Source organism: Pleionea sp. WD8-19 (assembly GCF_055326765.1).
Genome location: NZ_JBUZOU010000013.1, coordinates 14,171 through 38,460, shown reverse-complemented (window position 1 = coordinate 38,460; position 24,290 = coordinate 14,171). Strand labels below are relative to the sequence as shown.

Here is a 24,290-nt window from a genome sequence, read left to right as displayed (position 1 = left end):
AAAACTTAATATTTCACGACCGTTTTATTACCGCATGAAACAAATTTATTTGCTCAAAGTAAACGTATAATTTCCGTAGCCACTGTAAGAGTAAATTCTAAAGTAATAGTAACCAGAGGACGCCGAGTAGTTGATCGATTCGGTAGACGTTGGTGATTCCGATCTAGCCACTTCAGTCCACGAAGAGCCATTCCATCGATAGAGTTTCATATCGAAGTCTGCATTTGAAGGACCTTGTAATGATGCTTGAATGCTTCCACCACTGTATTGAAACCAGTTACCGTCCGGTTGAATATCGTAATCGTTGGTTCCGGATAAATATCCAGAATATTGTGTGCCACCATTGCCTGAACCATAAATAGCGGCTGCTGCTGCGATGTCGCCATTAGAAAGTACGGTGCCGTTACCCATAGAGTTGGTATCGACTCCACTTTGTTTAGGCCATATGGTTATCGCGCCATTAATACCAAATGCCGTGGTTCGATAATGCATTATGGAATAATAATCGTACTGGCCATGATCTTGCCCGTCGCTGGTCGACATTTTGTAAAAATTATAGGCCATTCCACTCTGAATATTGTTCCAATAAATGGTCACGTAATTGTCACGATCGGTGCGAGTTTGTTCGTGGAAAAATCCAACCGCATGTCCCAGCTCGTGAACCGCAGCACCGTTACCGCAACCTTCTGCCAGAGTTACAACCTGTTGACCACCCTGACGACCGATCCAGGAGCTGCATCCTCCACCACCTTGAATTAAAAGATAATCGGATTGATTGGTTCGAGGAACAAATTTTACATTTGTTTTTGTGTTCCAATGGTTTATCGCGTAGTTCATTGCACTGCGTGCGCGACTTCCAAGGTTAGATGCGTAAACATAAGGTACAACACCGTTTGTCCATTTATAACCCGAAGATGGATATCGAATAGCAGCGCGAGTGCCATACTCTTCACTTTCTGGAAACTCTTGTCCGGTAACAATTTTTAGGCCGTAAGCTTTTAAGTCTTCCGTTTTTCCCAAAATCATATCACCGGAATACGCTAAGCCATCGACATCAACGGCTTTAATGACTTCTCCAGTATTGGTTACAACATCAAATAACTCTCGGCCGTGACTGTTAAACCCCCAAAGGGAGTCGGAAGTTTTTCTTTTTTCAAACGAGTGATGTTCAGTGAGTGAGTTTTTTTCTGCAAGGAGTGATGATGAAAAACTGCCAAAGATCATCAGTAACCCAATTAACAATGAGTATCTCATAATGCCTCCATTAATTTTTTCGTAGAGCCTGTTGATACTCCATAATTCAACAGTACCTGGTTTTTTAGAGCACATAAACCATCGGCATTTATTACTTCCTTTACCACTACGTGACAGTCTAGGTATACACAAAGTGTAATATTTTATATTTTATGTAAAGTAAATAATGCACAAATGAATGAGAGAAAAGGAGAAAGTGCAGCATTGATCAAACAGGTTGCGTATTAAAAATTTGGTATTGAAATAATTTTAAGAAAAGTTTGACGAAAAGCATAGAATGAAATCGCTAAGGACCATGTTGAGATACAGCTTTTAAGCCACTGTGTAACAAATCCGGAATGAACTTCCTGCGAAAAAAACAGTACGAATGCGGAGACGACACAAACCATGGTTGCAGACAGTAAGGCGCTAAAAATTAGTGGTGCAAAACGAGCCGGGAAACGCATGTTTTTTCTCTTATGTTTCAAATAGTGCAGTAATTAATTTGAAAAAGTGTTTTTTATGCTGGATATATAAACTGTGTAATCCATGCCGATAAAAAAAGTCCGAATCCGAAAACAGCATGCGATATTAGGCTTTGAATTCGTGCCGACGCTGGCATTGGTGTGCGAGAAGCCGCTATGCCCAAGCCCATACCTGGTTGCATCAAGAAAAAAGGGGCGACCACTGTTCCAAGACCAACAGTGATTGCAGGCCCAAGGGTTGGTTGCGCGATCCAGAGTTTACCCCAAGTAATGATGAGCAGGGCGGCAAAACCGATACCGATCAGATAATGGAAAAACCAGCCTAAAAAAAGTTCTCCATGTATTGGTTGCGCTTTTGCAATGGCATCATGACGAAAGATTCCATGCATCATGTGTCCAATCCAGCGACCAACAAGAGCGTAATTTGGCGGCGCAACTTGTAGTAGTGCCCTACGAATAACTGCCCAAAGATCCATTAGGGCTGTGGCGCCTACTCCGATAATAAATGTGAATACGATAGTGTCCATTAAGTTCTCCAAAGTTGTTTTTTTCTAAAACGGGTGTTAGCTTACAACTTAAAGTTAACTTTAAGTCAAGGGCTTGTATGGATATATCCGAAGTTGCAAAACAGTCCGGTGTTCCTGCACATACATTGCGTTTTTATGAAGGAAAAGGGCTCATCACCTCGATTGGCAGGCGTGGTATACGTAGAATATTTAACAGCTCGGTATTAGAGCGGTTGGCTTTAATTGCATTAGGTCGCGCAGCGGGATTTTCGTTGGATGAAATAGCACAAATGCTAGGGGCAGATGGTCGTCCAAAAATAGATCGTCAATTATTAGTGAACAAGGCAGAAGAGCTTGATAAAACCATTCGAAAATTAACGTCCATGCGAAATGGGTTACTACACGCGGCAGTTTGTTCGGCGCCTGTTCATATGGAGTGTCCGAAATTTCGCCGTTTAATGGGGTTAGCTGCATCTGGTGTTATTGGCTGTGACAAAAAGAAGCCATTTAAAAAAATCTCTAGATTTGGGAAGTTTTAGACGCAACAGTGATGATAAAAGAAAGATAAACACGATCGAGTTAGGAATTTCTATTCGCTAAGATTTCTATTCGCTAAGAAAGTTGAGCTGCCCAAAAAGGGCAGCTAAATTCATTCAGTCGTGAATTAAAGTTTAGCAAATGCCTCTTTTGCAGCAGAAAGCGTTTTGTCTAACGTTTCCTGATTATGCGCCGAAGAAACAAAGCCCGCTTCAAACGCCGAAGGTGCTAAGTAAACGCCTTGTTCCAGCATCAAGTGGAAAAACTTTTGGAAGCGTTCAATATTGCCATCCGCCACTTGTTGGTAACCGGTTACCTGCTCTAGTTCTGTGAAGAAAATTCCAAACATACTGCCAACGTGGCTGGTGGTAAATGGAATAGCTGCTGCCTTGGCTAACTCTCGTAAACCGTTAACCAGATTTTCCGTGTATTGATAAATCGGCTTAAAAAAGTCGGGGTGTTGCATTAACTTTAAAGAAGCCAATCCGGCACTCATCGCAACTGGGTTTCCCGACAACGTACCGGCTTGGTAAACCGGTCCTGCGGGTGCCAGGTGTTGCATGATTTCGCGTTTACCGCCAAAGGCACCTACTGGCATGCCACCACCTATGACTTTTCCGAGCGTGGTTAAATCCGGTGTGACATTGTATAACTGCTGTGCGCTACCTGGGCCAACGCGAAAGCCGCACATGACCTCATCAAAAATCAACACTGCTTTGTATTCGTCGCAAAGTTGGCGTAAACCTTCTAAAAAGCCGGGAGCTGGAGGAATACAGTTCATGTTACCGGCGATGGGCTCCACGATAATGGCGGCTATATCATCGGCATTGGCAGCCATTAAAGCGTTAACACTGTCGAGATCGTTAAAGGTTGCGGTGAGGGTATGTTTGGCAAAATCAGCGGGAACACCCGGTGAAGTGGGTTCGCCAAGAGTAAGCATACCGCTACCGGCTTTCACCAACAAACAGTCTGCATGACCGTGGTAACAACCTTCAAACTTGATGATTTTATTTTTATTGGTATAACCGCGCGCTAACCGAATGGCTGACATCGTGGCTTCGGTACCCGAATTGACCATACGTACCTGATCCATGGATGGGAGCATTTCGCAAACGCGTTCGGCCATTTCAATTTCCAATGCGGTAGGTGCGCCAAAACTGAGTCCATTTTCGGTTGCTTTGATGACGGCCTCTCGGATTGCCTGATGATTATGACCGTGGATCATGGGGCCCCAGGAAAGCACATAATCAATGTAGGCGTTACCATCGGCATCGAAGACATAAGCACCATTGGCTTTTTCTATAAAAACCGGCTCTCCACCGACACCGTTAAAAGCTCGCACCGGTGAGTTAACACCGCCAGGAATAAATTGTTGGGCTTTTTGATAGAGGTTGTGTGAATGGGTCATGGCATTTCCAAAAGCTGATGTATTTGCTCGGGTAAAACCCGAATAACACTGAGTGGGTTAGCCGTAGCTGTTCCATACAGCTCACGGCACTTCCTATTTCTATATAAGTCGTGCTTTGCTAGGCACACCTTACGGTTTATGACTTAGAGCCTGAAAGTCCAGTAAACCAGTTCACCGGGCGTTCGAATTTTTGCAGTTGATTTTCGACACCGAGAATGCAAGCGAAGAGTGCCATACGCACTAAAATACCGTTGTCGGTTTGACGAAATATTGCCAGCCCAGGCTCTTGGTTTAAATCATTGTCCAACTCGTTGGCATCGTTTCTTGAGTCACGCGGTAAGGGATGCATGATGGTAGCGTTGGGTTGACAATGTTCCGAATAAATTTGTTTGTTGAGCCGGAAGTAACCGCGATACCGATTGGCTTCTTGTTGTGAAGCGAATCGTTCTTCTTGAATTCGAGTTTGATAAATCACGTTGGCTTGAGGCAAGCTGTCGTCTAATCGGTCGCTGATATAAACTTGGTGTCCAGCATTTTCCAACAAATCGATGTATGCAGCAGGCATGGCCAAAGCTTTTGGTGAGACGAGTTGAATTTTTAATCCTCGATAGAGTGACAACAATTGGCACAAGGAATGAACGGTACGACCGTGTTTTAAGTCGCCAAGCATGGTTAGGCTTAGGTCATTGATGGTTTTTTGTTGCGCAGCCAGCTCTTTATGCATGGTAAAAAGATCGAGCAGTGCTTGAGTCGGGTGCTCGTTTGGCCCATCACCGCCATTAACTACCGGGACTCGGCTGCCGGTAGCAAACTCGGCCGCGGAACCGGCATCGGGATGACGCATACAGATGATATCACTGTAACCGGAAAGTACTTGTGCAGTATCATATAGCGACTCACCTTTTGCTAAAGCAGATGACGACAATCCGGTCGTTTCTCTCACTTCGCCACCGAGCAGGTTAAAGGCACAACCAAAGCTGACTCGGGTTCGTGTACTGGGCTCAAAAAACATATTACCTAAAATAGCGCCCTCTAATACCCGAGTGACTTTTTGTCGGGTGGCATAAGGACGCATTTGTTCCGCAACTTCAAAAAGCTGATGGATTAAATCGAGCGAAAAGTCTTTGACCGATAGAATGTGTTGGCCTTTTAAGATCACGATAATTCAGCCTCAATTAGATGAGTTTCAATGCTGGGTCGTATTTTAGTGTTTTTCAGAGGGTTTGTCTTCGCTGTTTAGTGGTTGGTGCTGCTTCACTAATTCTTTTAATAGCGATTTTAACTTTTGCTTATCCGATGTTTTAAAACCTGTGTGTCGATAAATAAGCTCGCCAGTGGGTGAAAAAACAAAGGCCGTTGGCATCGTTTTCACTTTCAATGGCTTTCCTAATTTTCCGTTTGGATCATAAAATTGCGTGAAACTAACGGGATATTGAAGCAAAAACGATTTGGCTTGAGACTTGTGCTCATCGATGTTCACTCCAATAAACGTAACATGGGAGTACTCCGGCGAGCGCGATAGTTGCTCCAAAAAAGGTAAGGATTCTCGACAAGGAGAGCACCAAGAGGCCCAAAAGTCCATGTACACGAACTTTCCTTTAAGTTGCGCCAGTTCAACGGGTTCTGATGTATTGAATCGGATGCCAACAAAATTACCCAGTTCTTGTGCGTGAAGTGTGAGATTAAATACCATGAATAGGAGGGGGATTACCATTCGCATAGTAAGCTTTACCATTGATAAGAGAGCTGCAGCCCGACACTTCTTCGGGTTGTGAATTGCAAGGCGCCATTCAGCTTTCGATATAAAGGTAAGGTCGTATTCACGCTAAGCGCTAACGAAGTGCTCAGTGAGTACTGCAGAGCGAGCGATAGATCGAGCCACTCACCGCCGGTATTGGGAAGTTTGCCTCCAAATCGTGTGTGAGGATCCGCATGACGCCAATTGAGGGATGTGTTAAAGGACCACGGATTGAAATGGTGATATGAAATACCGGAATGAATACTCCATTCGTCTTCAAACGAATAGTGGCGATCGTTGGTCTGGTTACTGTTAAAGCTTGCCGATGCTGACCATACCCAGCTGGCTTGTTGATTAAGAGCATGATCCCAACGCACCCATGTTGATATACCCTTGGCTCCTTGGCTGGGTTGCATGTCTTCGATAAAAACCGGTGTTCCATTACTGTCTTCGCCAGTAGGTAGACGAATTCCAAGACCGATTGAAAGCTGATCGCGAGTAAATGGGTCAATGCGCAATGGGCTAAAGTTGACAAGCAACATACTGTCACCGAAACCACGTGAAACTTCATCGGGCTGACGACTCAACGCAATATTGCGGCGGTGTTCAACGTAGGAAGAAATAACGCTCACTGTCCAATGATCATGAATACCGTAGCTGAGTTGAGTGGTCATCGATCGTGACTCTCGTTTTCGTCCGGTTTCGTCGTTGATACTGTTGCTACCTGCAACAAGGTCACTGAGATCAAAATAAGTGTAATTAACGTCGAGTTGCCACTTTCCAGCATCTTTGATCAATAATTGCGTACCATTGGTTAAAGGGACGTTGGCACAACTGCAAGTAGCAGCAATGGATTTAAGAGGTAACATAAGTAGTAACACCCCTAATCCGATATTCCCTATGGTTGGTTGCAGCATAGAACATGCCCCATCAATTAATGATGGCCCCTGGATAAAAAGCTGTCCAAGCGAACCAGTAAGCAATAAAGCTATTCAAGTACTCTAACTTCTCCCCTGTTCGAGGTCCCGATATCGCCTCTCCAAAAACGTTCCATCGATTGCCTTCATCATCTTCCATAATAATGGGTAGCTCATTTTGTACGGGTGTGAAAGTGAGATGGGTATTGTCGGAAGTGAGTGCCGAGTAGGCAACCGCGAAATTGAGATCTTGACTGCCAATCACGACATACGCTCCGTCCGCTTCATTCAATAGGTTGACTCCGGTGCCGAAAGCTGCGAGTGAGTAAACTTTATTGACCGAGGTAAGTTTAATACCCAGTACTCTTTCTTTGCGGTGCAGTCGATCGTCATCGGAGTTATTGACGCTAAACAGCAGGTTGCTATTCGTGCGGTAACTGCCATAGGGATAACGGGTATAGTCGCGTGAATAGCCTGTATTCAAACTTAAAACCAAAGTATTAGGATACATCGATTTCCAAGTATCCCAAGTTGTTTCAACAACCGGCAAAGTCGTTGGAAAGGTTTCAATCAATAAACCATTGACCGACTGTATCAGCATCTGTGACCAATGACTGTCGGTTGCTCTGTCATAGAGTATCAGATTGGAGTTATACAGGAGGCCAGATACGCCAAAAGTAGGATTACTGTACGTATTTAAACCTTCCCAAAGCAATGCAGAGCCAGTTAACGGGCAATAATTTATAGCATAAGAAAGATCACCAAAGGTGTCGTTCACAATTTCATGCCAATCGAGAATACGGTGTGGGTAAGCACGCGCTTCATTGCCAATTTTTACACCCACAACCAGCTCGCTACCCAGAAGATAACTGGCTTCATCGGCAGCGAGAAGAAAAGGGGCGGAGAGTGCCGGTATTCCGTCTTTTCCTGGGCCGCCATCCAACACTTCATCGATGGGGATCAACCAAAGGTTATCCGAGTTGTTTTGTGGACTCGCGTTTGAGCTGGAACTGGAGCTGGAACCGCCACAAGCTATTATCATTAACGTTATGAGAATAGTAAGTAACCACTTCATAGTTGCCTCCATGGTCGCTAGCAACTATTAAGGAGACGATTGAGCGCCCGGCTTGTTACACGAAAATTCAGAGGTTTAAAAAGGTTTTATTACAGCGAGAATAACCGCCGCGAACAAAATGATGACAGGGGCTTCGTTAAAATAGCGAAAAAACACATGGCTTTTATGGCACTCACCGCGTTCCAGTTGTTTGCGAAAATAACCGCAAGTGAAGTGGTATCCGATCAGCAACACAATGAGTGCGATTTTGGCGTGAAACCAGCCTGCTGATTTAAAATACTCCCAGTTTAAAACAGCCATCCAAGTGCCAAAAATTAGGGTTAAAAACATAAAAGGGGTGATAAAGCGATAGAGTTTTCGCGCCATTATGTTCAGTTGCTGTTTGACTTCAGGCTGGTCGCTGAGCTGAATATTAATAAACAGACGTGGCAAATAAAAAATACCGGCAAACCAACTGATCACAAAAATAAGATGAAACGCTTTCAGCCAAAGGTACATAACTTTCCTTTCAATTAATATTATTGTGAAACGGTTTGTGCCACGGGATTGGGTTTGTAACTGTAGTAAGACTCGATGGCCTCGCGCGTGATCACTCCGTAAATTTTCTCGGTCATGGGTGCTGTAGTACGAAACACGTAAGCCGCGTTGTTTTGATCGCGTTCTAGGGTGTCTAACACTTCTTCTAGCGTTGCCTGAAGATAGACCGAAGATACGTTTTGTCGATCAGCCGGGATTTTCAGTAAGTCGATGGTTTCCGGCATAGACTCTTCCGATGATTCCAAAGTGACCATATAACGCGCCAAGTCATTTGCAGCCATGAGCGAAATGGGGACATTGTCTTCTCGGATCAAAATCCAACGCGGTGTGTTTTCCAGAATTTGCGCCGCATCTAGCAGTCGAATATGTCGATCATGCACACCGATAGAACGCTCCATGGCGCCTGCCACACCCACACGCCTTAAAAACTGGGTAAGTGGGTTAAATTTGATTTCCATGCCTCTAGCGGTCATCAGGCTTTGGAATATCGATTTTTGTTTGAACACTTGCGTGACCATCAAATTTGCAACAACCACGGCGAACATTCCGGGCAAAATAATGCCAGGATTGGCGGTGAGTTCCAGTAATGCCATTAAGGCCGCCAGCGGTGCTTGTAAAACTGCGCTCATCATTGCGGCCATACCCACCATGGCGTAAAAAGGATACGTGGAAGCGTATTCTGGAAAAAACTGCTGGCCGATAATGCCTAATGAAGCGCCTATCATTGCACCGATAAATAAAGTGGGGCCAATAACACCGCCCGGCATCGACAAACCGGAACAAGCTATGGTGGCGAAAAACTTACCTACCAGGCATAGCAGAATAAGCATCAGGCCGTATTGACCGTGCAAAGTGGCGTTTACCGAGTCGTAACCAATCCCCATAATTTGCGGGATACCGATTGCGATGGTGCCTACGACAATTCCGGACAAGCCGCACTTAATCCAGACGGGCCACTCGAGGGTCTTGCGGGTAACAAAAGTTGTCCCATAAATAAACAGTGCTGCCAAACAGCCAATCACAATTCCCATCAGTAAAAAGTACGGCATTTCCCAGAGAGAAGTCAGATTGAGTGAGGGGACATCGAACGCCACTTTGTCGCCGAACACCAATCGCGATAAAACGGCGCCGGATACGGAGGCTAGAATCACCGGGATAAAGCTGGAGATGGTGTACTCCATCATAATGACTTCCATCGCGAATATCACACCAGCCAGAGGTGTATTGAAGCTGGCGCTTATGGCAGCGGCAGAGCCACAACCTACCAGTACTCGAATGCTGTTGTTGGGAAGTTTTAAGCGTTGTCCTAACCAGCTACCACTGGCTGCACCCAAGTGTATACCAGGGCCTTCACGACCAACCGACATACCGGAGGCAAGTGAAAGGCCTCCGACAAAAAACTGGACCACCGCGTTTTTCCATGGCAAATAGCCCTGATGAAACACCATGCGTTCTAAGGTATGACCAACACCCACTGATCGCCGATGTTTACTCAATCGTTGCAAAAATAAGCCAACCATTAAGCCGCCAATGATTGGCATGATCAATCGAATCTCCCAGGGCAAACCTTCGAAATCTCCGGCATCGGTTTTTGGATGCCAGAGTACGATCCCACTTTCGGTAAAAAGCCGAAACAACACGTTGCTGGCACCGGCTAATATACCGCTGGCAAGGCCAACAATGGCCAGTAGCATGAGTGCGTCGAACCCTCCGAGTCGCAGCCTAAGGGAGTCAATTAATGACATGTAGGATACAGAGCCTTTTTGTTTATTGTTAGCCGACTGTAATTTACCCGAAGTGTTTAAATGTTAAGCCTTTTCGGTTCACGCCTTTTCGCTTATGGCGTAGTTGCTCCTGCTAACAGGCGGTCATTCAGAGTCGTCACACTTCGCCAGAAGTGAAAACTGAGTCAATTTTTAACATCTAAAACTTAAACGCTTCGGGTATCGATGACTCGAAATTCGAGTGGTTTGGTTAATGAGTCGACGAATTCCAGTTCGATATCCGCTCAAAGTTCTGGTTTTACTTGAGGAATACTTCTAATCTTCATTATAGTAGGCAACACCTTGATTTGTTGAGTAGAATTTCTCACCAAGTCAATTTTCGAATTTATATAGTCAGTATTGCAGGACTCAAAAACGACGTCAAAATAATCGAGTTGGGTGATTCTTTAATCTACGATTAATCGCTCGATTTTCAGATTCCGCCCCAGGTTTGAGTTGCGCAACAAAAAATTACAAGAGTAAAAAATGTCAGATGAATTGATCATAACCCAGCGTCGAGGTATCGGTTGGTACGCTTTTTGGGTTTTCGTGGCGCTGTTGTTGCTGGTGGCGGTGTTTTATTTTGGACGATTGGATGGTCGCGATGAAAGGCTTCAGCTCATCGCTGAAAGAGACACCTTACAGCATCAGGTAAATGACAACGAGCAACTCATTGCTGAACTGGAAGAACAAACCATTCGGTTAGAAAGTTCGGCGCAAGTCGATGCCCAAGCCAGTGAAGAAATTATGGAAACCATTAATACTTTACAACAAACCATCGAATCTTTGGAAACCGAACTCTCATTTTATCGTGGTATTATGGCACCGGAAAAAGACGTAAAAGGGTTGTATGTTTCCGACTTCACGGTGGTAAAAACCAGTATAGATCGTCGTTATCGGTTTCAACTAGCGCTCACTCAAGTAAAAACACATAAAGTGTTTTTAAAGGGCAATGTATCCATCGTGATTCAAGGTTTGCTGAATGGGAAGCCGACGCAACATAACCTTACGGAACTGAGCAACATCGATAACAAAGAGCTCAATTTTACTTTTAAATACTTTCAACACATTAAAGGCGATTTAACGCTGCCCGAAGGGTTTGAGCCAAATAAAGTGGATGTAACGGCAACGACCAGTGGGCGAAACTCGAAAACCGTGCAACAGAGTTTTCCCTGGACAGTTTCGTAATCTTTGCCATAAATAGAGACATTCCTCGCGGTCTGTTGGGTAGTTTGTGTTAATCTTTGTAGTAGATCCTTAAACGTTATAGGTTTCAATCATGTTCGGAAAAAGTAAGAAAAATAAATCTCGCGTACGTGCTAAAGCTGGTGCTGCAGATACATTAATTACTCGAGATACGACCATTACGGGTAATATCAAATTTAAAGGCGTGTTGTATATTGATGGTAATGTAATCGGTGATGTGAAAGCCGATGAACAGGAAATGTCGTTATTAACCATAGGTAAACACGGTGTCATTGAAGGACATGTGGAAGTTCCTCATGTCGTCATTCTCGGACGTGTGAATGGTGATGTGCACGCCAGCGAACATGTGGAACTGGAAAGCTCGGCCCATATTGAAGGCGATGTTTATTATAAGTTGATTGAAATGGCGATGGGCTCGGAAGTGAATGGTAAAATGGTACACCGGGAAGAAAAGCCAAAGCTTTTAAATCACCATAAAGACCCTATTATTCCGGATGGTGAGCCAGAACAAAAAAAGAAGTTCACCGCTAAAGCAGAAGGGTAAAACAAAGGAGCGAGGCTCTGGATTCGAGGAGCGAAGGGTAAAGGGCAGTTTCGAGTAAATAAAGTTGGGCTTCACTGAACTGAAAAGAGCGAAGTTTTAAATTCTTTTCGCAACTTGCACCTTGTTTTCTGCCCCTTGCGCCTACTGAGCAATCGCTGAGATAATAAGCAGCCTAAGAAGTAATACGAGTTTACATACCATGTCCGACTTTCCCGCTCCTTTAGTAGTTACCGAAGCTGCCAGCGCCAAGGTGAAAGAACTGCTGGAAGACGAAGACAATCAAACCTTGCATTTGCGCGTGTATGTCACCGGTGGTGGCTGCTCTGGGTTTCAGTACGGTTTTAAGTTTGATGAAAACAGCACACCGGACGATACCCGCATTGAAAAAGACGGTGTTATTTTGTTAGTGGATCCGTTAAGCATTCAATACCTGGCTGGCTCGACCGTAGATTATATCGATGGATTGGAAGGTGCGCGTTTCGTTGTAAATAACCCAAATGCCACAGCAACTTGTGGTTGCGGCTCTTCTTTTTCGATGTAAACCCTCAAGTTTTGCATCGAACGCCTTTTTTTTATAAATACCTGAGATAAACGCGAGTATTGTGCATTAACTTTCTGAATTTCAGACATTAAATTTACACCGTGTAACATTTCGGACGCACTTCATTTGCATCTAAAAATTAAACTTTTCCTTAAGAAGTATCCATCTTGATTGCATTTGGGGGCAATATGTCTGTTTCATCTACTTTATACCGAAAGCCTTGGATCTTGGCGTTATTGATCGTCACATTGTTGATGCTTTGGATGTTGAGTGGTGTCGTATCCGGAAAAGACGCACAAGTATCGACTGAAGTACAGGATACCTTAACTAAGGAAAAGTTGACCTTAGTAAGAGTGGAGCAACGGCGCGCTTCGAATGTGAGTGAAGAAGTCGAATTGCACGGTAAAACCGAAGCTGCTCGAAAGGCCACGTTAACCGCGGAAACTTCCGGTCGAATTGCGGAAATTCTGGTGGAGCGGGGACAAGTTGTCGCCCAGGGACAAATACTGGTTCGATTGGCAAAGCAGGAGCGTGAGCTAAAACTACGGCAGACGGAAGCACTTTTAGAGCAAAGAGAGCTGGAGTATCAAGGTGCACAGAAGCTTAATGATCGCGGCTTTAATGCACAAGCCAAGTTAGCGGAAGCCCGGCAGTTGTTAGAGTCTGCAAAGGTTGACGTTGAACGACAACGTCTCGATTTGCAATTTACTGAAATAAAAGCACCATTCGCTGGTGTTTTTAATGAGCGCAATGTGGAGTTGGGTGATTATGTATCGGTCGGCCAGCGAATTGGTGTCGTACTCGATTTGGACCCAATTGTTGTGCGCGTTGATGTCCCAGAGTTGGAAATGGCGAAAGTACGCCTTGGGCAAACTGGAAAAGCCCAATTGATAACCGGTAAAGAGTACAGCGGTAAAGTCCGATATTTATCAAAAGAATCAAATGATGCGACCCATACCTTTCGGGTTGAGCTAGCGATTGATAATCCGAATGGCGTGATACCGGTAGGTATCAGCAGTTCTGTCTCCTTGATTGCAACGGAAGCAATGGCGCATAAGATCTCACCGGCACTTCTGTCTCTAAGTGATAGTGGAAACCTCGGTGTGAAGCTGGTTACCGAAGAAAGCAAAGTGCGCTTTTTACCTGTTCAGGTGATTAAAACTGAAAGTGATGGAGTCTGGGTAGCAGGCTTAGAGAACGATGTGCAATTGATAACCGTAGGGCAAGGATTTGTACGCGATGGCGATAAAGTGGATGTCAACTTGGTTGGTCAGTCTGAACAGCGCATTGCTGGCGAGGAGCCCAAATCTTCCAATACCGTTGTTCGCTTGCATTAATTCAAAAGGAGTTGACCTATGAAAAGCATGATTAGTGGTGCTCTGGATCGTTCGCGTGCAGTGTTATTGATTTTTGCCCTGATTCTGGGGGCTGGCTGGTATCAGTTAAATACGATCCCCAAAGAGAATAATCCGGACGTTCCGATCCCTTTTATTTATGTCTCGATCGTACACGAAGGCATTGCTCCGGAAGATGCCGAACGGATGCTTTTGCGTCCGATGGAAAAAGAGCTGCGCGCCATTGAAGGTATCAAACGCATGACCTCTAACGCCTCGGAAGGTCATGCCTCGGTGACCATGGAGTTTTATCCTGAAATTGATGCGGAAACGGCGCTCGCCGATGTACGAGACAGCGTGACGCTTGCGAAAGCGAAACTGCCTTCGGAAACGGAAGAACCAACCATTCATGAAGTGACCATGGCGGAAGAAGAACCCGCAATTACGATCATGTTGTCGGGTGAAGCTCCGGAGTATGCGCTGGCGACGGTAGCGCGACAAATTCGCGATGAGTTGGAAAGTTTCAGCGAAGTGCTCGAAGTCAAAGTGAGCGGTGTTCGTGAAGATCTTCTGGAAGTCGTGGTTGACCCGCAACTCATGGAAAGCTATCAGATATCTCCTAACGAGCTGTTTACGTTAGTCAGTAATAATAATCGGTTGGTGGCTGCGGGTACGCTCGATACTGGAGCCGGTCGTTTTGCGGTAAAGGTACCCGGAGTGATTCAAGATTTGTCCGACATGATGACGGTTCCTGTGAAAGTGGTGGACGACAAAGTCATTACATTTGGCGATCTCGCCAGTGTTCGTCGTACTTACAAAGATGCGACTTCATTTGCCCGACTCAACGGTGAACCTGCGATCAGTTTGCAGGTGATCAAACGCCCTGGCGAAAACACCATCGAAACGGTGGAGAAGGTACGCGCCAAAGTAGAGCAGTTGCATCAGGCATTGCCACTCAATATTAAAGTGACTTTCACTGGAGACTCTTCAGTGTGGGTAAAAGATATGTTGTCGGAATTGGGTAATAACGTACTCAGCGCCATTCTTTTAGTCACTATCGTTGTGGTTGCGGCTTTGGGTTTACGCAGCGCCGGTTTGGTTGGCATTGCAATTCCAGGAGCCTTTTTGGCCGGTATTATGGGGTTGGCACTCATTGGTGTGACGTTGAACAACGTTGTGTTATTTGCCCTTATCATGGCTGTTGGCATGCTGGTCGATGGTGCAATCGTTATTACGGAGTTTGCTGACCGCCGTATGAGTGAAGGTGACGATAAAAAACAGGCTTACAGCGAAGCGGCTAAACGCATGGCCTGGCCAATTATTGCTTCCACCTTAACCACTTTAGCTGCGTTTGCACCGCTGTTGTTTTGGCCAGATATCATGGGCGAGTTTATGAAATATTTGCCGATGACATTGATAGCCGTGTTGGGCGCATCCTTATTTATGGCGTTGATATTTGTGCCTACTCTGGGGGGCGTTTTTGGTAAATCGCGATACGTCAGTGAGAAAACGCGCGCTAATATGCTTGAAGCGGAAAACGGCGATTTGGATAAGGTAACTGGGTTTACCGGACGTTATATTAAATTGGTGCGCTGGGCTACTCTGCACCCTTTAAAAGTGGCTTGCGGCGCCTTGATGTTGTTAGTCGCTTCCATTGCCGGATACAGCATTTATGGCAAAGGTGTGGAGTTTTTCCCGGATACTGAACCGATGGGAACGACCGTTCAGGTTTTAGCTCGTGGTGATCTTTCTGTTTATGAAAAAGATCAACTGGTGCGCCAAGTTGAAAACCGGCTCTTTCAACTGAGTGCTGATGTAAAAACTTTTCGTACCAACGTCGGCGGCAATGGTGAGCGTATTGGCTCGATCCGGTTAACGTTTAAAGACTGGGATAAGCGTCGGCCAGCTCGTGATATTTATCAGGATATCAATCGTCTGACGCAGGATATCTCTGGCATTAAAGTAACTATTCGACAAGATCAAAACGGTCCCGGTGGCGGCGGAAAGCCTTTTCAGTTGCAAGTGAGCTCTCGCTTTCCGGAATTGGTGGGAGACTCGATCGATAAAATTCGGGCGGCGATGGAAGCAGAGGGAGGGTTTATGGATATTTCCGATGATCGATCGCTGCCGGGGATTGAGTGGCGACTGGAGGTTGATCGCGAACAAGCTGCTCGGTTTGGTGCCGATGTTGCGTCTGTCGGTTCGGTGGTTCAATTGGTTACCAATGGTATTAAAGTAGCAGAATATCGCCCAGATGATACAGATGAAGAAGTTGATATTCGTATTCGTTATCCGTTGGAAATGCGTAACTTGGCACAATTGGATCAATTGCGTATTAATACCGCGAAAGGACTGATACCGGTGTCAAACTTTGTGAAGCGGGTGCCGGCGCAAAAAGTGGATGTGATCCGTCGTATAGAAGGACAAAGAGCGAATGTACTTTCGGCCTCGATGGAACCAGGTGTTAATTTTGTTGAAAAGTTAACGGCGATTCAATCGCGTTTGCCAGAGCTTAATTTAGATCCACGCGTTAACTTCCAATTCAAAGGTCAAAAAGAAGAGCAGCAACAATCGGAAGACTTTTTACAGCAGGCGTTTAAGGTGGCAGCGGCAATCATTTTTATTATATTGGTAGCGCAATTCAATAGCCTCTACCAAGCTTCTCTTATTCTAACCGCCATTGTGTTTTCCACCACGGGTGTGTTTATCGGTCTGTTGGTACTGCAACAACCCTTTGGCATTGTGATGTCGGGAATTGGGGTTATCTCTCTCGCAGGAATCGTTGTTAATAACAACATTGTTCTAATCGATACCTACAATCATTTGCGTAAACAAGGGATGGCGGTGCAAGAAGCTATTATTCGCACCGGTGCGCAGCGATTAAGGCCGGTATTGTTAACCACTGTGACCACGATTCTGGGGTTAATGCCCATGGTATTGCAGCTTAATATTGATCTAATGGCGCGCTCCGTTTCTTATGGAGCACCTTCTACCGCCTGGTGGGTACAATTGGCAACTGCGGTTGCTGGTGGATTAACTTTTGCCACGTTGCTGACCTTGGTAGTAACCCCCAGTATGTTGATGATTGGTGAAAAGGTGAGTTTACGTTGGCGAACGCGTAAACAGGTGAAGTCCGTTAATCGATTGGTTGAGGGGGAGTTGACTGGATAGCAGGTAAATATTTGAAGAGATAGCTGACGGGAGAACGTTATCCCGCCAACTATTTCTGATAAATTCCACCCAGTAATACGGCAGTACGGGCTCCGGTTACCGATGAATAATCGACGCGGTTTCTATCCAGTCGCTGTTTTGCTAACCAGGCAAATGTGGCGGCTTCAATAAAGTCACTGTTAAAGCCGAGCGAACGGAGTGGCTTTAACGGGATATTACTTGGGAGAAAGTGTTGTAACCGTTGTAGCAAATAGCCGTTATGTGCTCCGCCACCACAAACGAATACTTGTTCGCAATTTTGCGGTAACTTGTTTAACTGTTGTGCAATAGATTTAGCCGTGAGCTCTACCAGAGTGGCTTGCACATCCTCAGGAGATAACGGGTCGACACCTTTTAATTTTTGTTGCAACCATTGCGCATCGAAATATTCGCGCCCAGTACTTTTGGGTGGAGCGAGCGTAAAATAGGGATCAGCCATCATGTGTTTCAATAACTCTTCACTTACACGTCCATTCGCTGCCCATTCACCGTTTTTGTCGTAACTCAAGTTTCGTTGTTGTTTGATCCAATGATCACTTAAGGCATTAGCCGGGCCTGTATCAAAACCAATCACGCGAGAGCTGTCTTTAGGCAGCCAACTGACATTGGCAATACCACCCAGGTTTAATATCACTCGATTGAAGTCGTTGCTTTGAAACAGTTGCTGATGGAACAGAGGCACCAAAGGGGCTCCCTGCCCGCCAGCGGCTATGTCCATGCGACGAAAGTCGGCCACCGTTGTGCAGCCAGTGTTAAACGCAATGACATTGGGATCGCCAATCTGCAATGAAAAATGCGTGGAAGTTTGCGGCCGGTGTCGAATGGTCTGACCGTGACTGCCAATTGCGCGTATGTCTTGATAAGTAATTTTGGCTGCCCGGCATATGGCATCGGCTGCTTCTGCGAAAAGCTGCCCAATGCGGTGGTCAAGATGGCCGAGTCGATCGATGCGATGAGCACCGTTATCCTGAAGCGGCTGTGACAGACTTAAAATTTCGTCACGTACAGTTACATCATAGGGGAACGTCTGCTCGGCCAATACGCTTGGTTTTGCTTCGGAAAAGTCCATCACAACGGCATCAATACCATCAGCAGAGGTACCGGAGATCAATCCGATATAAAGTTCGCTCATTAATGCCCACCTACAGTAAAGGTTGAGAACTTTTGACGAGCCTGCAAGCTGGCCAGCAAGGGTGAGGTCTGCTGCATAAATCGCTCGCGTTCGTTTGTATTTATCGGTTGCGCTTGCGGTAACTTCACGGTGCGTGGATTGCGATGCACGCCGCCGACCAAAAATTCGTAATGTAAATGCGGTGCTTCAGACATGCCTGTGGAGCCGACATAGCCAATGACTTGGCCTTGCTTCACCCGTTTGCCGTAGCTGGTGGCGCGGCGCGAAAGGTGCAGGTATTTCGTAACGATATTATTGCCGTGTTGAATATAAACGTATTTGCCATTGTATTTGTTGTAGGAAGAGGCAATTACTTTACCATCACCCGCCGCGAACACAGGTGTGCCGGTCGGTGCGCGATAGTCGATGCCTCGGTGCGCTTTATAGCGCTTTAAAATAGGGTGAAATCGGCGCGGATTAAAGTTAGAGCTGATGTACATAAAATTTAATGGCGCGCGTAAAAAGGCTTTCCGCATGCTGTCGCCTTTGGGAGTATAAAAATTCTCGTTTCCATTGATATCGCTGTATCGTACGGCCTCAAACACTTCTCCCTGATTAATAAACTGTGCCGCAAGAATTTCACCATGACCAATAAAGTCACCATCTAAGTATTTTTCTTCAAAAATCAGGGCAAAACTGTCGTTTTCGCGTACATCGAGTACAAAGTCGATATCCCACCCGAAAATATTGGCCAGTTTAACGATCAAGTTGTCGGTAAGACCAGCGGCTTTTCCTGCATTAAACAAGGAGTCCTGAATAGTGCCCGACGCAAAAGCTTGTCGAACTTCAATGGGGCGTTCGAACACTTCCGCTTGAAACTTATCTCCTAACTTTTTAACTTGAAGCGTCTGATTTACGGCAATTTCGTAATGCAGGCCAATAAGACGTTGCTGTTCATCGACTTTAAATATCAGTTGTTTGCCTGGCCGAATATTGCGAAGGATTTCAGCTGCGGTTTTATCCTGAGTGACTTGAAACACATCGCGGGCGCTGAACCCCTGTTTTTTAAATATTGAAGAGAGGGTATCGCCTGATTTGATGGTCATTTCACGATTAATCGAAGACTCGGAGATAGAAGGAGGTGGCAATTCTGATTCCAGTGTTGTCGCTTCGCTTTCCCATTCCAGTGGTAATCTATAACGAGTGCTATCCGGATCGAACACTTGAGGCTTGGAGGTTATCGCTTCGTCATTTGTGACTTCACCTAAAATGATTTCGCCACGGTGGGCTGTAGCAGTGGTTTCAAGCTCGGTATCATCTCCCGTTGACAACGCAAATGCCAAAAGTGTGACACCGAGTGCGACTGCCAGCATTTCCCCCCATCGTAATTTCAAATGGTGGATAAGCTGCGCTATTTGTTGATACCGCTGCTGTTTGGCGGGTTTATAGTCCTGTCTAATCATGGTTTTTGGTGTTACAGCCTTTTGGGAATACAACTTTGCCTTACTTGCCGTTAAAATAGCGGCTTTTGTTAGCCCTTCGAGGCAAGTTATTGCTAAGTGTAACCTAAATTGGTCGATAATGGATAACTTGGACCTCGGTAAATACTAAAGATTTCAACTTGTTGCTGGTGTTTTTTTCAGCAGAAAGTGAAGTGTGTGGAGAATACAATGAGTGAAACTGGTCAACCACTGAGCCACAGCGAAGCGGTGGCGGAATTAAAACGTGGAACCGATGAAATTTTGGTAGAGCACGAGCTGGAAGAGCTGTTGAAACTCGACCGGCCGTTAAAAATTAAAGCCGGTTTCGATCCGACCGCACCCGATCTTCATTTAGGGCACACTGTACTCATTAACAAAATGCGCCAATTTCAACAAATGGGGCATCAGGTCGTGTTTCTGATAGGTGACTTTACCGGCATGATAGGTGACCCTACTGGAAAAAGCGCGACAAGACCCCCTCTCACTCGTGAGCAAATTGAAGAGAACGCCAAAACGTACAAAGACCAAATTTTTAAAATTCTCGACCCGCAAAAAACAACCATCGCTTTTAACTCGGAATGGTGTGAAAAACTTGGTGCGGCGGGCATGTTAAAGCTGGCTTCGCATCAAACGGTGGCGCGTATGTTGGAGCGTGACGATTTCAAAAAGCGTTACGCTAACGGCCAATCAATTGCCATCCATGAATTTATGTATCCGTTAGTGCAAGGGTATGATTCTGTCGCATTAGAATGTGATGTAGAGCTGGGTGGAACCGATCAAAAATTCAACCTGTTAATGGGACGCGAGCTGCAAAAAGATCACGGCCAGAAACCACAAGTTGTGATCACCATGCCACTGCTAGAAGGTTTAGACGGCGTTCAAAAAATGTCGAAGTCTTTGGGTAATTATATTGGAATTACAGACGCTCCCGGTGCCATGTTCCAGAAGTTGGTTTCCATACCCGACTCGCTCATGTGGCGTTATTTTGAGTTGTTATCGTTCCGACCGTTCTCTGAAATAGAGCAATTAAAAACCGACGTTGAAAACGGCGCCAACCCTCGCGATGTGAAAATTGAATTCGCAAAGGAAATCGTCGCGCGTTTTCATGGTGAAGAAGCGGCTGCCAGTGCGCACAAAGGCGCTGGCAATATCGTAAAAGATGGCGAAATTCCTGAAGACTGTCCCGAGGTTTCAATTGCACTTGATGGCGTGGATTCATTACCCATCGGACGTATTTTGAATCAATCAAACCTTGCGACAAATTCCGCACAGGCGAAAGACATGTTGAAAAATGGACGTGTAAAAGTGGACTGGAAAGTCGTGGAGCCTTCATTGATGTTACCTGCTGGTGAATATGTGATACAAGCGGGTAAAAAGAAAATTGCTCGCGTTAGTATTTGTGCATAATAGTAGAAATCGATGAGCTTCAAGTTAAAGATATGTAAATTCAGAGAGGCCCGTTCAAAAGGGCTTCTTTGATTGATCACTTAAATTTTGGTTTTCAGAAAATCTCGAAAAGCATCAGCCTGACTGTCTTTGATTCGCTTTGATCGAATCGCTGCTTCAATAGCACTTCTAAGCATCAGATCCTGGCGGTTTTCGATTTTGTCTTTTCCTCGACTCACTACATAATGTTTAAGAGTTTCAAGAATCGTTTTAGCATCTAAAATCATACCGGCACTGTCGGGAACAGGGTCGTTAAACATGTTAACGATGGCTTTTGAAGAGTAAGTTGTTACCGTTGTATAGTAGTAGTAAGCCGGAGTGAAAGCAGGCTGCTCATCCTGCACATGCGGTAACATTTCGAACTGAAAAGGTTTTTCTTCTATAGAGTGAGTCTTTTCTGCATGTTCAGCAGAAGGTGCCAGTTCAAAGTAAGTATAGCCTTTTAAAACAGTGAGCTCTGCACAACGATACATCCAGTAATTCCATACGATTTGCTCATGAGTATTGCCATTGCCAAAAAATGAAACGATATAACTATTATCACTTAGTTTTCGTTCTTTATAACCACCTGTAAACCCGTAGGGACCATAACTTGTTGCGCACGCGGAAAGTAGTAGAGTTGCAAAAATGATGAGTGTTTTTTTCATGCTGTTTCCCAGGAGTATTAGTTCCAAAATGTGTTTTTTAAAAAAGGCGCGATTATATCAATTTGATCTGAACTTCAAAGAGACGCGATAAAAGAAGCGCCAGTTTGTGTCATATTTACCAGCGTAAAAAGAGTAAAATACAAGTATCTAAATTGCTTAATTTGTTATCTAAATTTTGATAGGATTGCTCGCCTTTATTTTTAGGTGTAAACATGAAATTAATTTTATTAGGGGATCATTATGAAAGCAATTAAGTCGGTTTTAGCCATTTCCGCTTTATTATCATCTTTAGCGTTTGCAGAAGAAAGCACTCTATTTCAACCTAAATGGTACGGAGAGCTTCATACCGGACAAACCAATACCAGCTTGAACCAAGGGTCTCAAGAATTTTCCTATTTATCAATGGGGATAGCTTTTGGTTATAAATTCACCGAGAACTTTGCGAGTGAACTTTTCATGTCGTTTTCTACCAATGGAGACAGGGATGAAATAATGTCTAACTACATGGGGCAAAAAGTAGAAACAGAATTCAGTGCTCTTGGTGCTTATTTCACGGCACAATCATCAGGTGAGTTTTATGCGAAAGGACGCATTGGATTCGCGTCTTCTCGATTTACATATACTTCGGGTGGTTACGAAGATGAAACCAAAAGTTCAATGGGGCTTTCGTATGGAGCAGGAGCAGGCATGAAAGTCGAAGGGTTTACACTTGAGTTAAATTACATGGTATTTCCTGAAGCAGATGATCCTCTTTTTGCAAATACCAGTTATGACTCTGATTTAATTATGTTGTCACTAGGTACAAATTTCTAAATCATCATGTTCATGTCAGGGGCTGCAATAAAATGCAGATCCCTGATCACAGCATTCTTCAAATATTCGGACCACTCCGTTGAATTATAAAGTCCAGCTTCATACGCTCACCAAGCGAACCAAACATCAAATGTCGGTCGGCTAGTCGACTGTCAATAAACGCATCGGCGATTTCACTCGTTGAATGTTGAATCAAAGTAGATGCCTGCCAGAGCAATGCCATATTTTCAACCAATCGTCGTAATTGTGATTCTGGTAAGTTGCCTGATGCAAGAACTTGTGTCAGTTGTTTGAGTTGCTGATCGTAAATGGAGTACTCTCCTTTTGACTGATTCAATTCTTGTAAAAAGGCGTCGACGACTTGCGGTTCTTTGGTCATGGCGCGGGCGACATCTAAGCATTGCACGTTACCCGAACCTTCCCAAATCGCATTGACGGGTGCTTCACGATATAAACGTGGCAGTACGTTGTCTTCTACGACGGCCACGCCACCGATGCATTCCATCGCTTCTACGGTATGTGCTGCGGTGCGTTTGCAAACCCAGTATTTTCCGATTGCGGTACCTAATCGAAACAGAAGTTTTTCAGAGTCGCTTTCAAAATTATCGAGCGAGTTGGCAAGTCGCATACTGATTGCTATTGCGGCTTCCGACTCCAGAGCCAAATCCGCCAACACATTTTGCATTAGCGGTTGCTGATGTAAGTTTTTGCCGAACACTTCTCGACCACCGGTATGGTGAATCGCCTGTGCGGTAGCCAACCCCATCAGAGATGACGAGCCAATCATGCAATCAAAACGAGTCATGGCCACCATTTCTAAAATGGTGCGAACACCGCGGCCTTCTTCTCCAATCATCCAGGCGAAAGCATCGCGATACTCCACTTCGGATGAAGCATTAGACACATTCCCCATTTTGTTTTTAATGCGCTGAATGTACATGGCATTTTTAGTGCCGTCGGGTCGCCAGCGAGGTAACAAAAAGCAAGATAAACCACCGTCGGTATAAGCTAACACCAGAAACGCATCGCACATGGGGGCGGAACAAAACCATTTATGCCCCGTTATTGCGTATTCTTTTCCGGGACCACCGACGCCGACAGGGGTGGCTCGCGTAGTATTGGCGCGAACATCGGAACCTCCCTGTTTTTCAGTCATCGCCATGCCAATAGTCAAGCCATTTTTCTCAAAGTAAGGAATGTTTCGGTGATCATATTCGTTGCTGAGTATTTTCGGTAACCATTCTGCAGCAACGTCGGGTTGATGTTTCAATGCCGGAACAGAAGCAAATGTCATGGTTAACGGACACCCACTGCCCGGATCCGCTTGTGTGTGTAAGTACTCGATACCGGCACGAACCACATGCGCGCCTTTTTGTGATTCTACCCAAGGTAAATTGTGATGACGGGCTTCGATAGCGGCTTTCAGCAATTGATGGTAACTCGGATGATAATTGACCTGATCAATGCGATAACCAAATCGATCGTGCGTATCAAACTCTGGCTTAAAATGATTGGCATCGAATCCGGCAGTAAGCAATTCGTGTCCTACCTGGTTTCCGTAATTCATCAAATGTGAGTGTCCCCACTCTCCGTTAAAACGGACAACATAATGTTGCAGCACTAAGTTGCTGGTAAATGCATTGTAGTTTTCCAAAGGTGTAGGCTGGTTGAACACGGTATGCGTCTCTTGATTCTTGGGTAGCTCAATCATGTTCGCTCTCTTTATCTCACTGGTACGATGACTATATCATCGTTTTA

22 protein-coding genes are annotated in these 24,290 nt (G+C 45.1%); 8 read left to right on the top strand and 14 right to left on the bottom strand.

What is annotated here, in order from left to right:
* Window positions 1-45 precede the first annotated feature (45 nt).
* The 3 genes from ACTUJY_RS14830 to ACTUJY_RS14820 form a co-directional block, all read right to left on the bottom strand.
* Window positions 46-1,254 (bottom strand): M12 family metallopeptidase, encoded by a 1,209-nt coding sequence (locus tag ACTUJY_RS14830; RefSeq protein ID WP_463616891.1) that lies wholly within the window; start codon window positions 1,252-1,254, stop codon window positions 46-48.
* A gap of 224 nt (window positions 1,255-1,478) precedes the next feature.
* Window positions 1,479-1,700 carry a DUF2798 domain-containing protein gene (locus tag ACTUJY_RS14825; protein WP_463616890.1) on the bottom strand — a complete coding sequence of 74 codons (222 nt, stop codon included), beginning with the start codon at window positions 1,698-1,700 and terminating at the stop codon, window positions 1,479-1,481.
* Window positions 1,701-1,753: 53 nt separating this feature from the next.
* On the bottom strand, window positions 1,754-2,245 hold the full coding sequence (locus ACTUJY_RS14820; RefSeq protein WP_463616889.1) for a DUF2938 domain-containing protein: 492 nt from the start codon (window positions 2,243-2,245) through the stop codon (window positions 1,754-1,756).
* A gap of 77 nt (window positions 2,246-2,322) precedes the next feature.
* Here ACTUJY_RS14820 and ACTUJY_RS14815 point away from each other — a divergent pair, with 77 nt between their 5' ends.
* Complete coding sequence (locus ACTUJY_RS14815) at window positions 2,323-2,763, top strand: helix-turn-helix domain-containing protein (RefSeq protein WP_463616888.1); 441 nt, start codon at window positions 2,323-2,325, stop codon at window positions 2,761-2,763.
* A 125-nt stretch (window positions 2,764-2,888) separates the two neighbouring features.
* Here the strand turns inward: ACTUJY_RS14815 and hemL are convergent, their stop codons facing one another.
* The 7 genes from hemL to ACTUJY_RS14780 form a co-directional block, all read right to left on the bottom strand.
* On the bottom strand, window positions 2,889-4,169 hold the full coding sequence (gene hemL, locus ACTUJY_RS14810) for a glutamate-1-semialdehyde 2,1-aminomutase (protein WP_463616887.1): 1,281 nt from the start codon (window positions 4,167-4,169) through the stop codon (window positions 2,889-2,891).
* A gap of 136 nt (window positions 4,170-4,305) precedes the next feature.
* Window positions 4,306-5,328: an aspartate carbamoyltransferase gene (locus tag ACTUJY_RS14805; RefSeq protein WP_463616886.1), complete on the bottom strand. Its 1,023-nt coding sequence runs from the start codon at window positions 5,326-5,328 to the stop codon at window positions 4,306-4,308.
* 45 nt (window positions 5,329-5,373) lie between these two features.
* On the bottom strand, window positions 5,374-5,889 hold the full coding sequence (locus ACTUJY_RS14800; protein WP_463616885.1) for a TlpA family protein disulfide reductase: 516 nt from the start codon (window positions 5,887-5,889) through the stop codon (window positions 5,374-5,376).
* Between the two features lie 8 nt (window positions 5,890-5,897).
* The gene (locus tag ACTUJY_RS14795) at window positions 5,898-6,824 is read right to left on the bottom strand and encodes a transporter family protein (RefSeq protein WP_463616884.1); all 927 of its coding nucleotides are present in this window, start codon (window positions 6,822-6,824) and stop codon (window positions 5,898-5,900) included.
* Window positions 6,825-6,837: 13 nt separating this feature from the next.
* Window positions 6,838-7,899 carry a DUF3179 domain-containing protein gene (locus tag ACTUJY_RS14790; protein WP_463616883.1) on the bottom strand — a complete coding sequence of 354 codons (1,062 nt, stop codon included), beginning with the start codon at window positions 7,897-7,899 and terminating at the stop codon, window positions 6,838-6,840.
* A 75-nt stretch (window positions 7,900-7,974) separates the two neighbouring features.
* Window positions 7,975-8,397, bottom strand: coding sequence for a protoporphyrinogen oxidase HemJ (gene hemJ, locus ACTUJY_RS14785; RefSeq protein WP_463616882.1), 423 nt, complete (start codon window positions 8,395-8,397; stop codon window positions 7,975-7,977).
* A gap of 20 nt (window positions 8,398-8,417) precedes the next feature.
* Window positions 8,418-10,181, bottom strand: a complete 1,764-nt coding sequence (locus tag ACTUJY_RS14780) for a chloride channel protein (protein ID WP_463616881.1) — start codon at window positions 10,179-10,181, stop codon at window positions 8,418-8,420.
* 504 nt (window positions 10,182-10,685) lie between these two features.
* Between ACTUJY_RS14780 and ACTUJY_RS14775 the strand changes: the two genes are divergently transcribed.
* The 5 genes from ACTUJY_RS14775 to ACTUJY_RS14755 all read left to right on the top strand — a co-directional run bounded on the left by ACTUJY_RS14775 (window position 10,686) and on the right by ACTUJY_RS14755 (window position 16,995).
* Window positions 10,686-11,387 carry a DUF6776 family protein gene (locus ACTUJY_RS14775; protein ID WP_463616880.1) on the top strand — a complete coding sequence of 234 codons (702 nt, stop codon included), beginning with the start codon at window positions 10,686-10,688 and terminating at the stop codon, window positions 11,385-11,387.
* A 91-nt stretch (window positions 11,388-11,478) separates the two neighbouring features.
* Window positions 11,479-11,949 (top strand): bactofilin family protein, encoded by a 471-nt coding sequence (locus tag ACTUJY_RS14770; RefSeq protein WP_463616879.1) that lies wholly within the window; start codon window positions 11,479-11,481, stop codon window positions 11,947-11,949.
* Between the two features lie 199 nt (window positions 11,950-12,148).
* Complete coding sequence (erpA, locus tag ACTUJY_RS14765; RefSeq protein ID WP_463616878.1) at window positions 12,149-12,490, top strand: iron-sulfur cluster insertion protein ErpA; 342 nt, start codon at window positions 12,149-12,151, stop codon at window positions 12,488-12,490.
* Window positions 12,491-12,678: 188 nt separating this feature from the next.
* Window positions 12,679-13,827, top strand: coding sequence for an efflux RND transporter periplasmic adaptor subunit (locus ACTUJY_RS14760; RefSeq protein WP_463616877.1), 1,149 nt, complete (start codon window positions 12,679-12,681; stop codon window positions 13,825-13,827).
* Window positions 13,828-13,845: 18 nt separating this feature from the next.
* Entirely contained in the window at window positions 13,846-16,995 is a 3,150-nt protein-coding gene (locus ACTUJY_RS14755; protein WP_463616876.1) for an efflux RND transporter permease subunit, read from the top strand.
* A gap of 49 nt (window positions 16,996-17,044) precedes the next feature.
* Here the strand turns inward: ACTUJY_RS14755 and ACTUJY_RS14750 are convergent, their stop codons facing one another.
* Complete coding sequence (locus tag ACTUJY_RS14750; RefSeq protein ID WP_463616875.1) at window positions 17,045-18,166, bottom strand: anhydro-N-acetylmuramic acid kinase; 1,122 nt, start codon at window positions 18,164-18,166, stop codon at window positions 17,045-17,047.
* A complete protein-coding gene (locus tag ACTUJY_RS14745) occupies window positions 18,166-19,608 on the bottom strand; it encodes a peptidoglycan DD-metalloendopeptidase family protein (protein ID WP_463616874.1) in 1,443 nt (480 codons plus the stop codon). Before ACTUJY_RS14745 ends, ACTUJY_RS14750 begins: the two co-directional genes overlap by 1 nt.
* 207 nt (window positions 19,609-19,815) lie before the next feature.
* Here ACTUJY_RS14745 and tyrS point away from each other — a divergent pair, with 207 nt between their 5' ends.
* Window positions 19,816-21,033: a tyrosine--tRNA ligase gene (gene tyrS, locus ACTUJY_RS14740; protein WP_463616873.1), complete on the top strand. Its 1,218-nt coding sequence runs from the start codon at window positions 19,816-19,818 to the stop codon at window positions 21,031-21,033.
* Window positions 21,034-21,113: 80 nt separating this feature from the next.
* Here the strand turns inward: tyrS and ACTUJY_RS14735 are convergent, their stop codons facing one another.
* Window positions 21,114-21,719 carry a CC0125/CC1285 family lipoprotein gene (locus tag ACTUJY_RS14735; protein WP_463616872.1) on the bottom strand — a complete coding sequence of 202 codons (606 nt, stop codon included), beginning with the start codon at window positions 21,717-21,719 and terminating at the stop codon, window positions 21,114-21,116.
* A 240-nt stretch (window positions 21,720-21,959) separates the two neighbouring features.
* Between ACTUJY_RS14735 and ACTUJY_RS14730 the strand changes: the two genes are divergently transcribed.
* Window positions 21,960-22,532 (top strand): outer membrane beta-barrel protein, encoded by a 573-nt coding sequence (locus ACTUJY_RS14730; RefSeq protein ID WP_463616871.1) that lies wholly within the window; start codon window positions 21,960-21,962, stop codon window positions 22,530-22,532.
* 58 nt (window positions 22,533-22,590) lie between these two features.
* On the opposite strand, the gene ACTUJY_RS14725 is transcribed toward ACTUJY_RS14730, so the two are convergent.
* Window positions 22,591-24,243: an acyl-CoA dehydrogenase family protein gene (locus tag ACTUJY_RS14725; RefSeq protein ID WP_463616870.1), complete on the bottom strand. Its 1,653-nt coding sequence runs from the start codon at window positions 24,241-24,243 to the stop codon at window positions 22,591-22,593.
* Between the last annotated feature and the right edge of the window lie 47 nt (window positions 24,244-24,290).

Coding starts and splice junctions, on each gene's coding strand:
- ACTUJY_RS14830 (WP_463616891.1), bottom strand. CDS start 1,254: ATGAGATACTCATTGTTAATTGGGTTACTGATGATCTTTGGCAGTTTT.
- ACTUJY_RS14825 (WP_463616890.1), bottom strand. CDS start 1,700: ATGCGTTTCCCGGCTCGTTTTGCACCACTAATTTTTAGCGCCTTACTG.
- ACTUJY_RS14820 (WP_463616889.1), bottom strand. CDS start 2,245: ATGGACACTATCGTATTCACATTTATTATCGGAGTAGGCGCCACAGCC.
- ACTUJY_RS14815 (WP_463616888.1), top strand. CDS start 2,323: ATGGATATATCCGAAGTTGCAAAACAGTCCGGTGTTCCTGCACATACA.
- hemL (WP_463616887.1), bottom strand. CDS start 4,169: ATGACCCATTCACACAACCTCTATCAAAAAGCCCAACAATTTATTCCT.
- ACTUJY_RS14800 (WP_463616885.1), bottom strand. CDS start 5,889: ATGCGAATGGTAATCCCCCTCCTATTCATGGTATTTAATCTCACACTT.
- ACTUJY_RS14795 (WP_463616884.1), bottom strand. CDS start 6,824: ATGCTGCAACCAACCATAGGGAATATCGGATTAGGGGTGTTACTACTT.
- ACTUJY_RS14790 (WP_463616883.1), bottom strand. CDS start 7,899: ATGAAGTGGTTACTTACTATTCTCATAACGTTAATGATAATAGCTTGT.
- hemJ (WP_463616882.1), bottom strand. CDS start 8,397: ATGTACCTTTGGCTGAAAGCGTTTCATCTTATTTTTGTGATCAGTTGG.
- ACTUJY_RS14780 (WP_463616881.1), bottom strand. CDS start 10,181: ATGTCATTAATTGACTCCCTTAGGCTGCGACTCGGAGGGTTCGACGCA.
- ACTUJY_RS14775 (WP_463616880.1), top strand. CDS start 10,686: ATGTCAGATGAATTGATCATAACCCAGCGTCGAGGTATCGGTTGGTAC.
- ACTUJY_RS14770 (WP_463616879.1), top strand. CDS start 11,479: ATGTTCGGAAAAAGTAAGAAAAATAAATCTCGCGTACGTGCTAAAGCT.
- erpA (WP_463616878.1), top strand. CDS start 12,149: ATGTCCGACTTTCCCGCTCCTTTAGTAGTTACCGAAGCTGCCAGCGCC.
- ACTUJY_RS14760 (WP_463616877.1), top strand. CDS start 12,679: ATGTCTGTTTCATCTACTTTATACCGAAAGCCTTGGATCTTGGCGTTA.
- ACTUJY_RS14755 (WP_463616876.1), top strand. CDS start 13,846: ATGAAAAGCATGATTAGTGGTGCTCTGGATCGTTCGCGTGCAGTGTTA.
- ACTUJY_RS14750 (WP_463616875.1), bottom strand. CDS start 18,166: ATGAGCGAACTTTATATCGGATTGATCTCCGGTACCTCTGCTGATGGT.
- ACTUJY_RS14745 (WP_463616874.1), bottom strand. CDS start 19,608: ATGATTAGACAGGACTATAAACCCGCCAAACAGCAGCGGTATCAACAA.
- tyrS (WP_463616873.1), top strand. CDS start 19,816: ATGAGTGAAACTGGTCAACCACTGAGCCACAGCGAAGCGGTGGCGGAA.
- ACTUJY_RS14735 (WP_463616872.1), bottom strand. CDS start 21,719: ATGAAAAAAACACTCATCATTTTTGCAACTCTACTACTTTCCGCGTGC.
- ACTUJY_RS14730 (WP_463616871.1), top strand. CDS start 21,960: ATGAAAGCAATTAAGTCGGTTTTAGCCATTTCCGCTTTATTATCATCT.
- ACTUJY_RS14725 (WP_463616870.1), bottom strand. CDS start 24,243: ATGATTGAGCTACCCAAGAATCAAGAGACGCATACCGTGTTCAACCAG.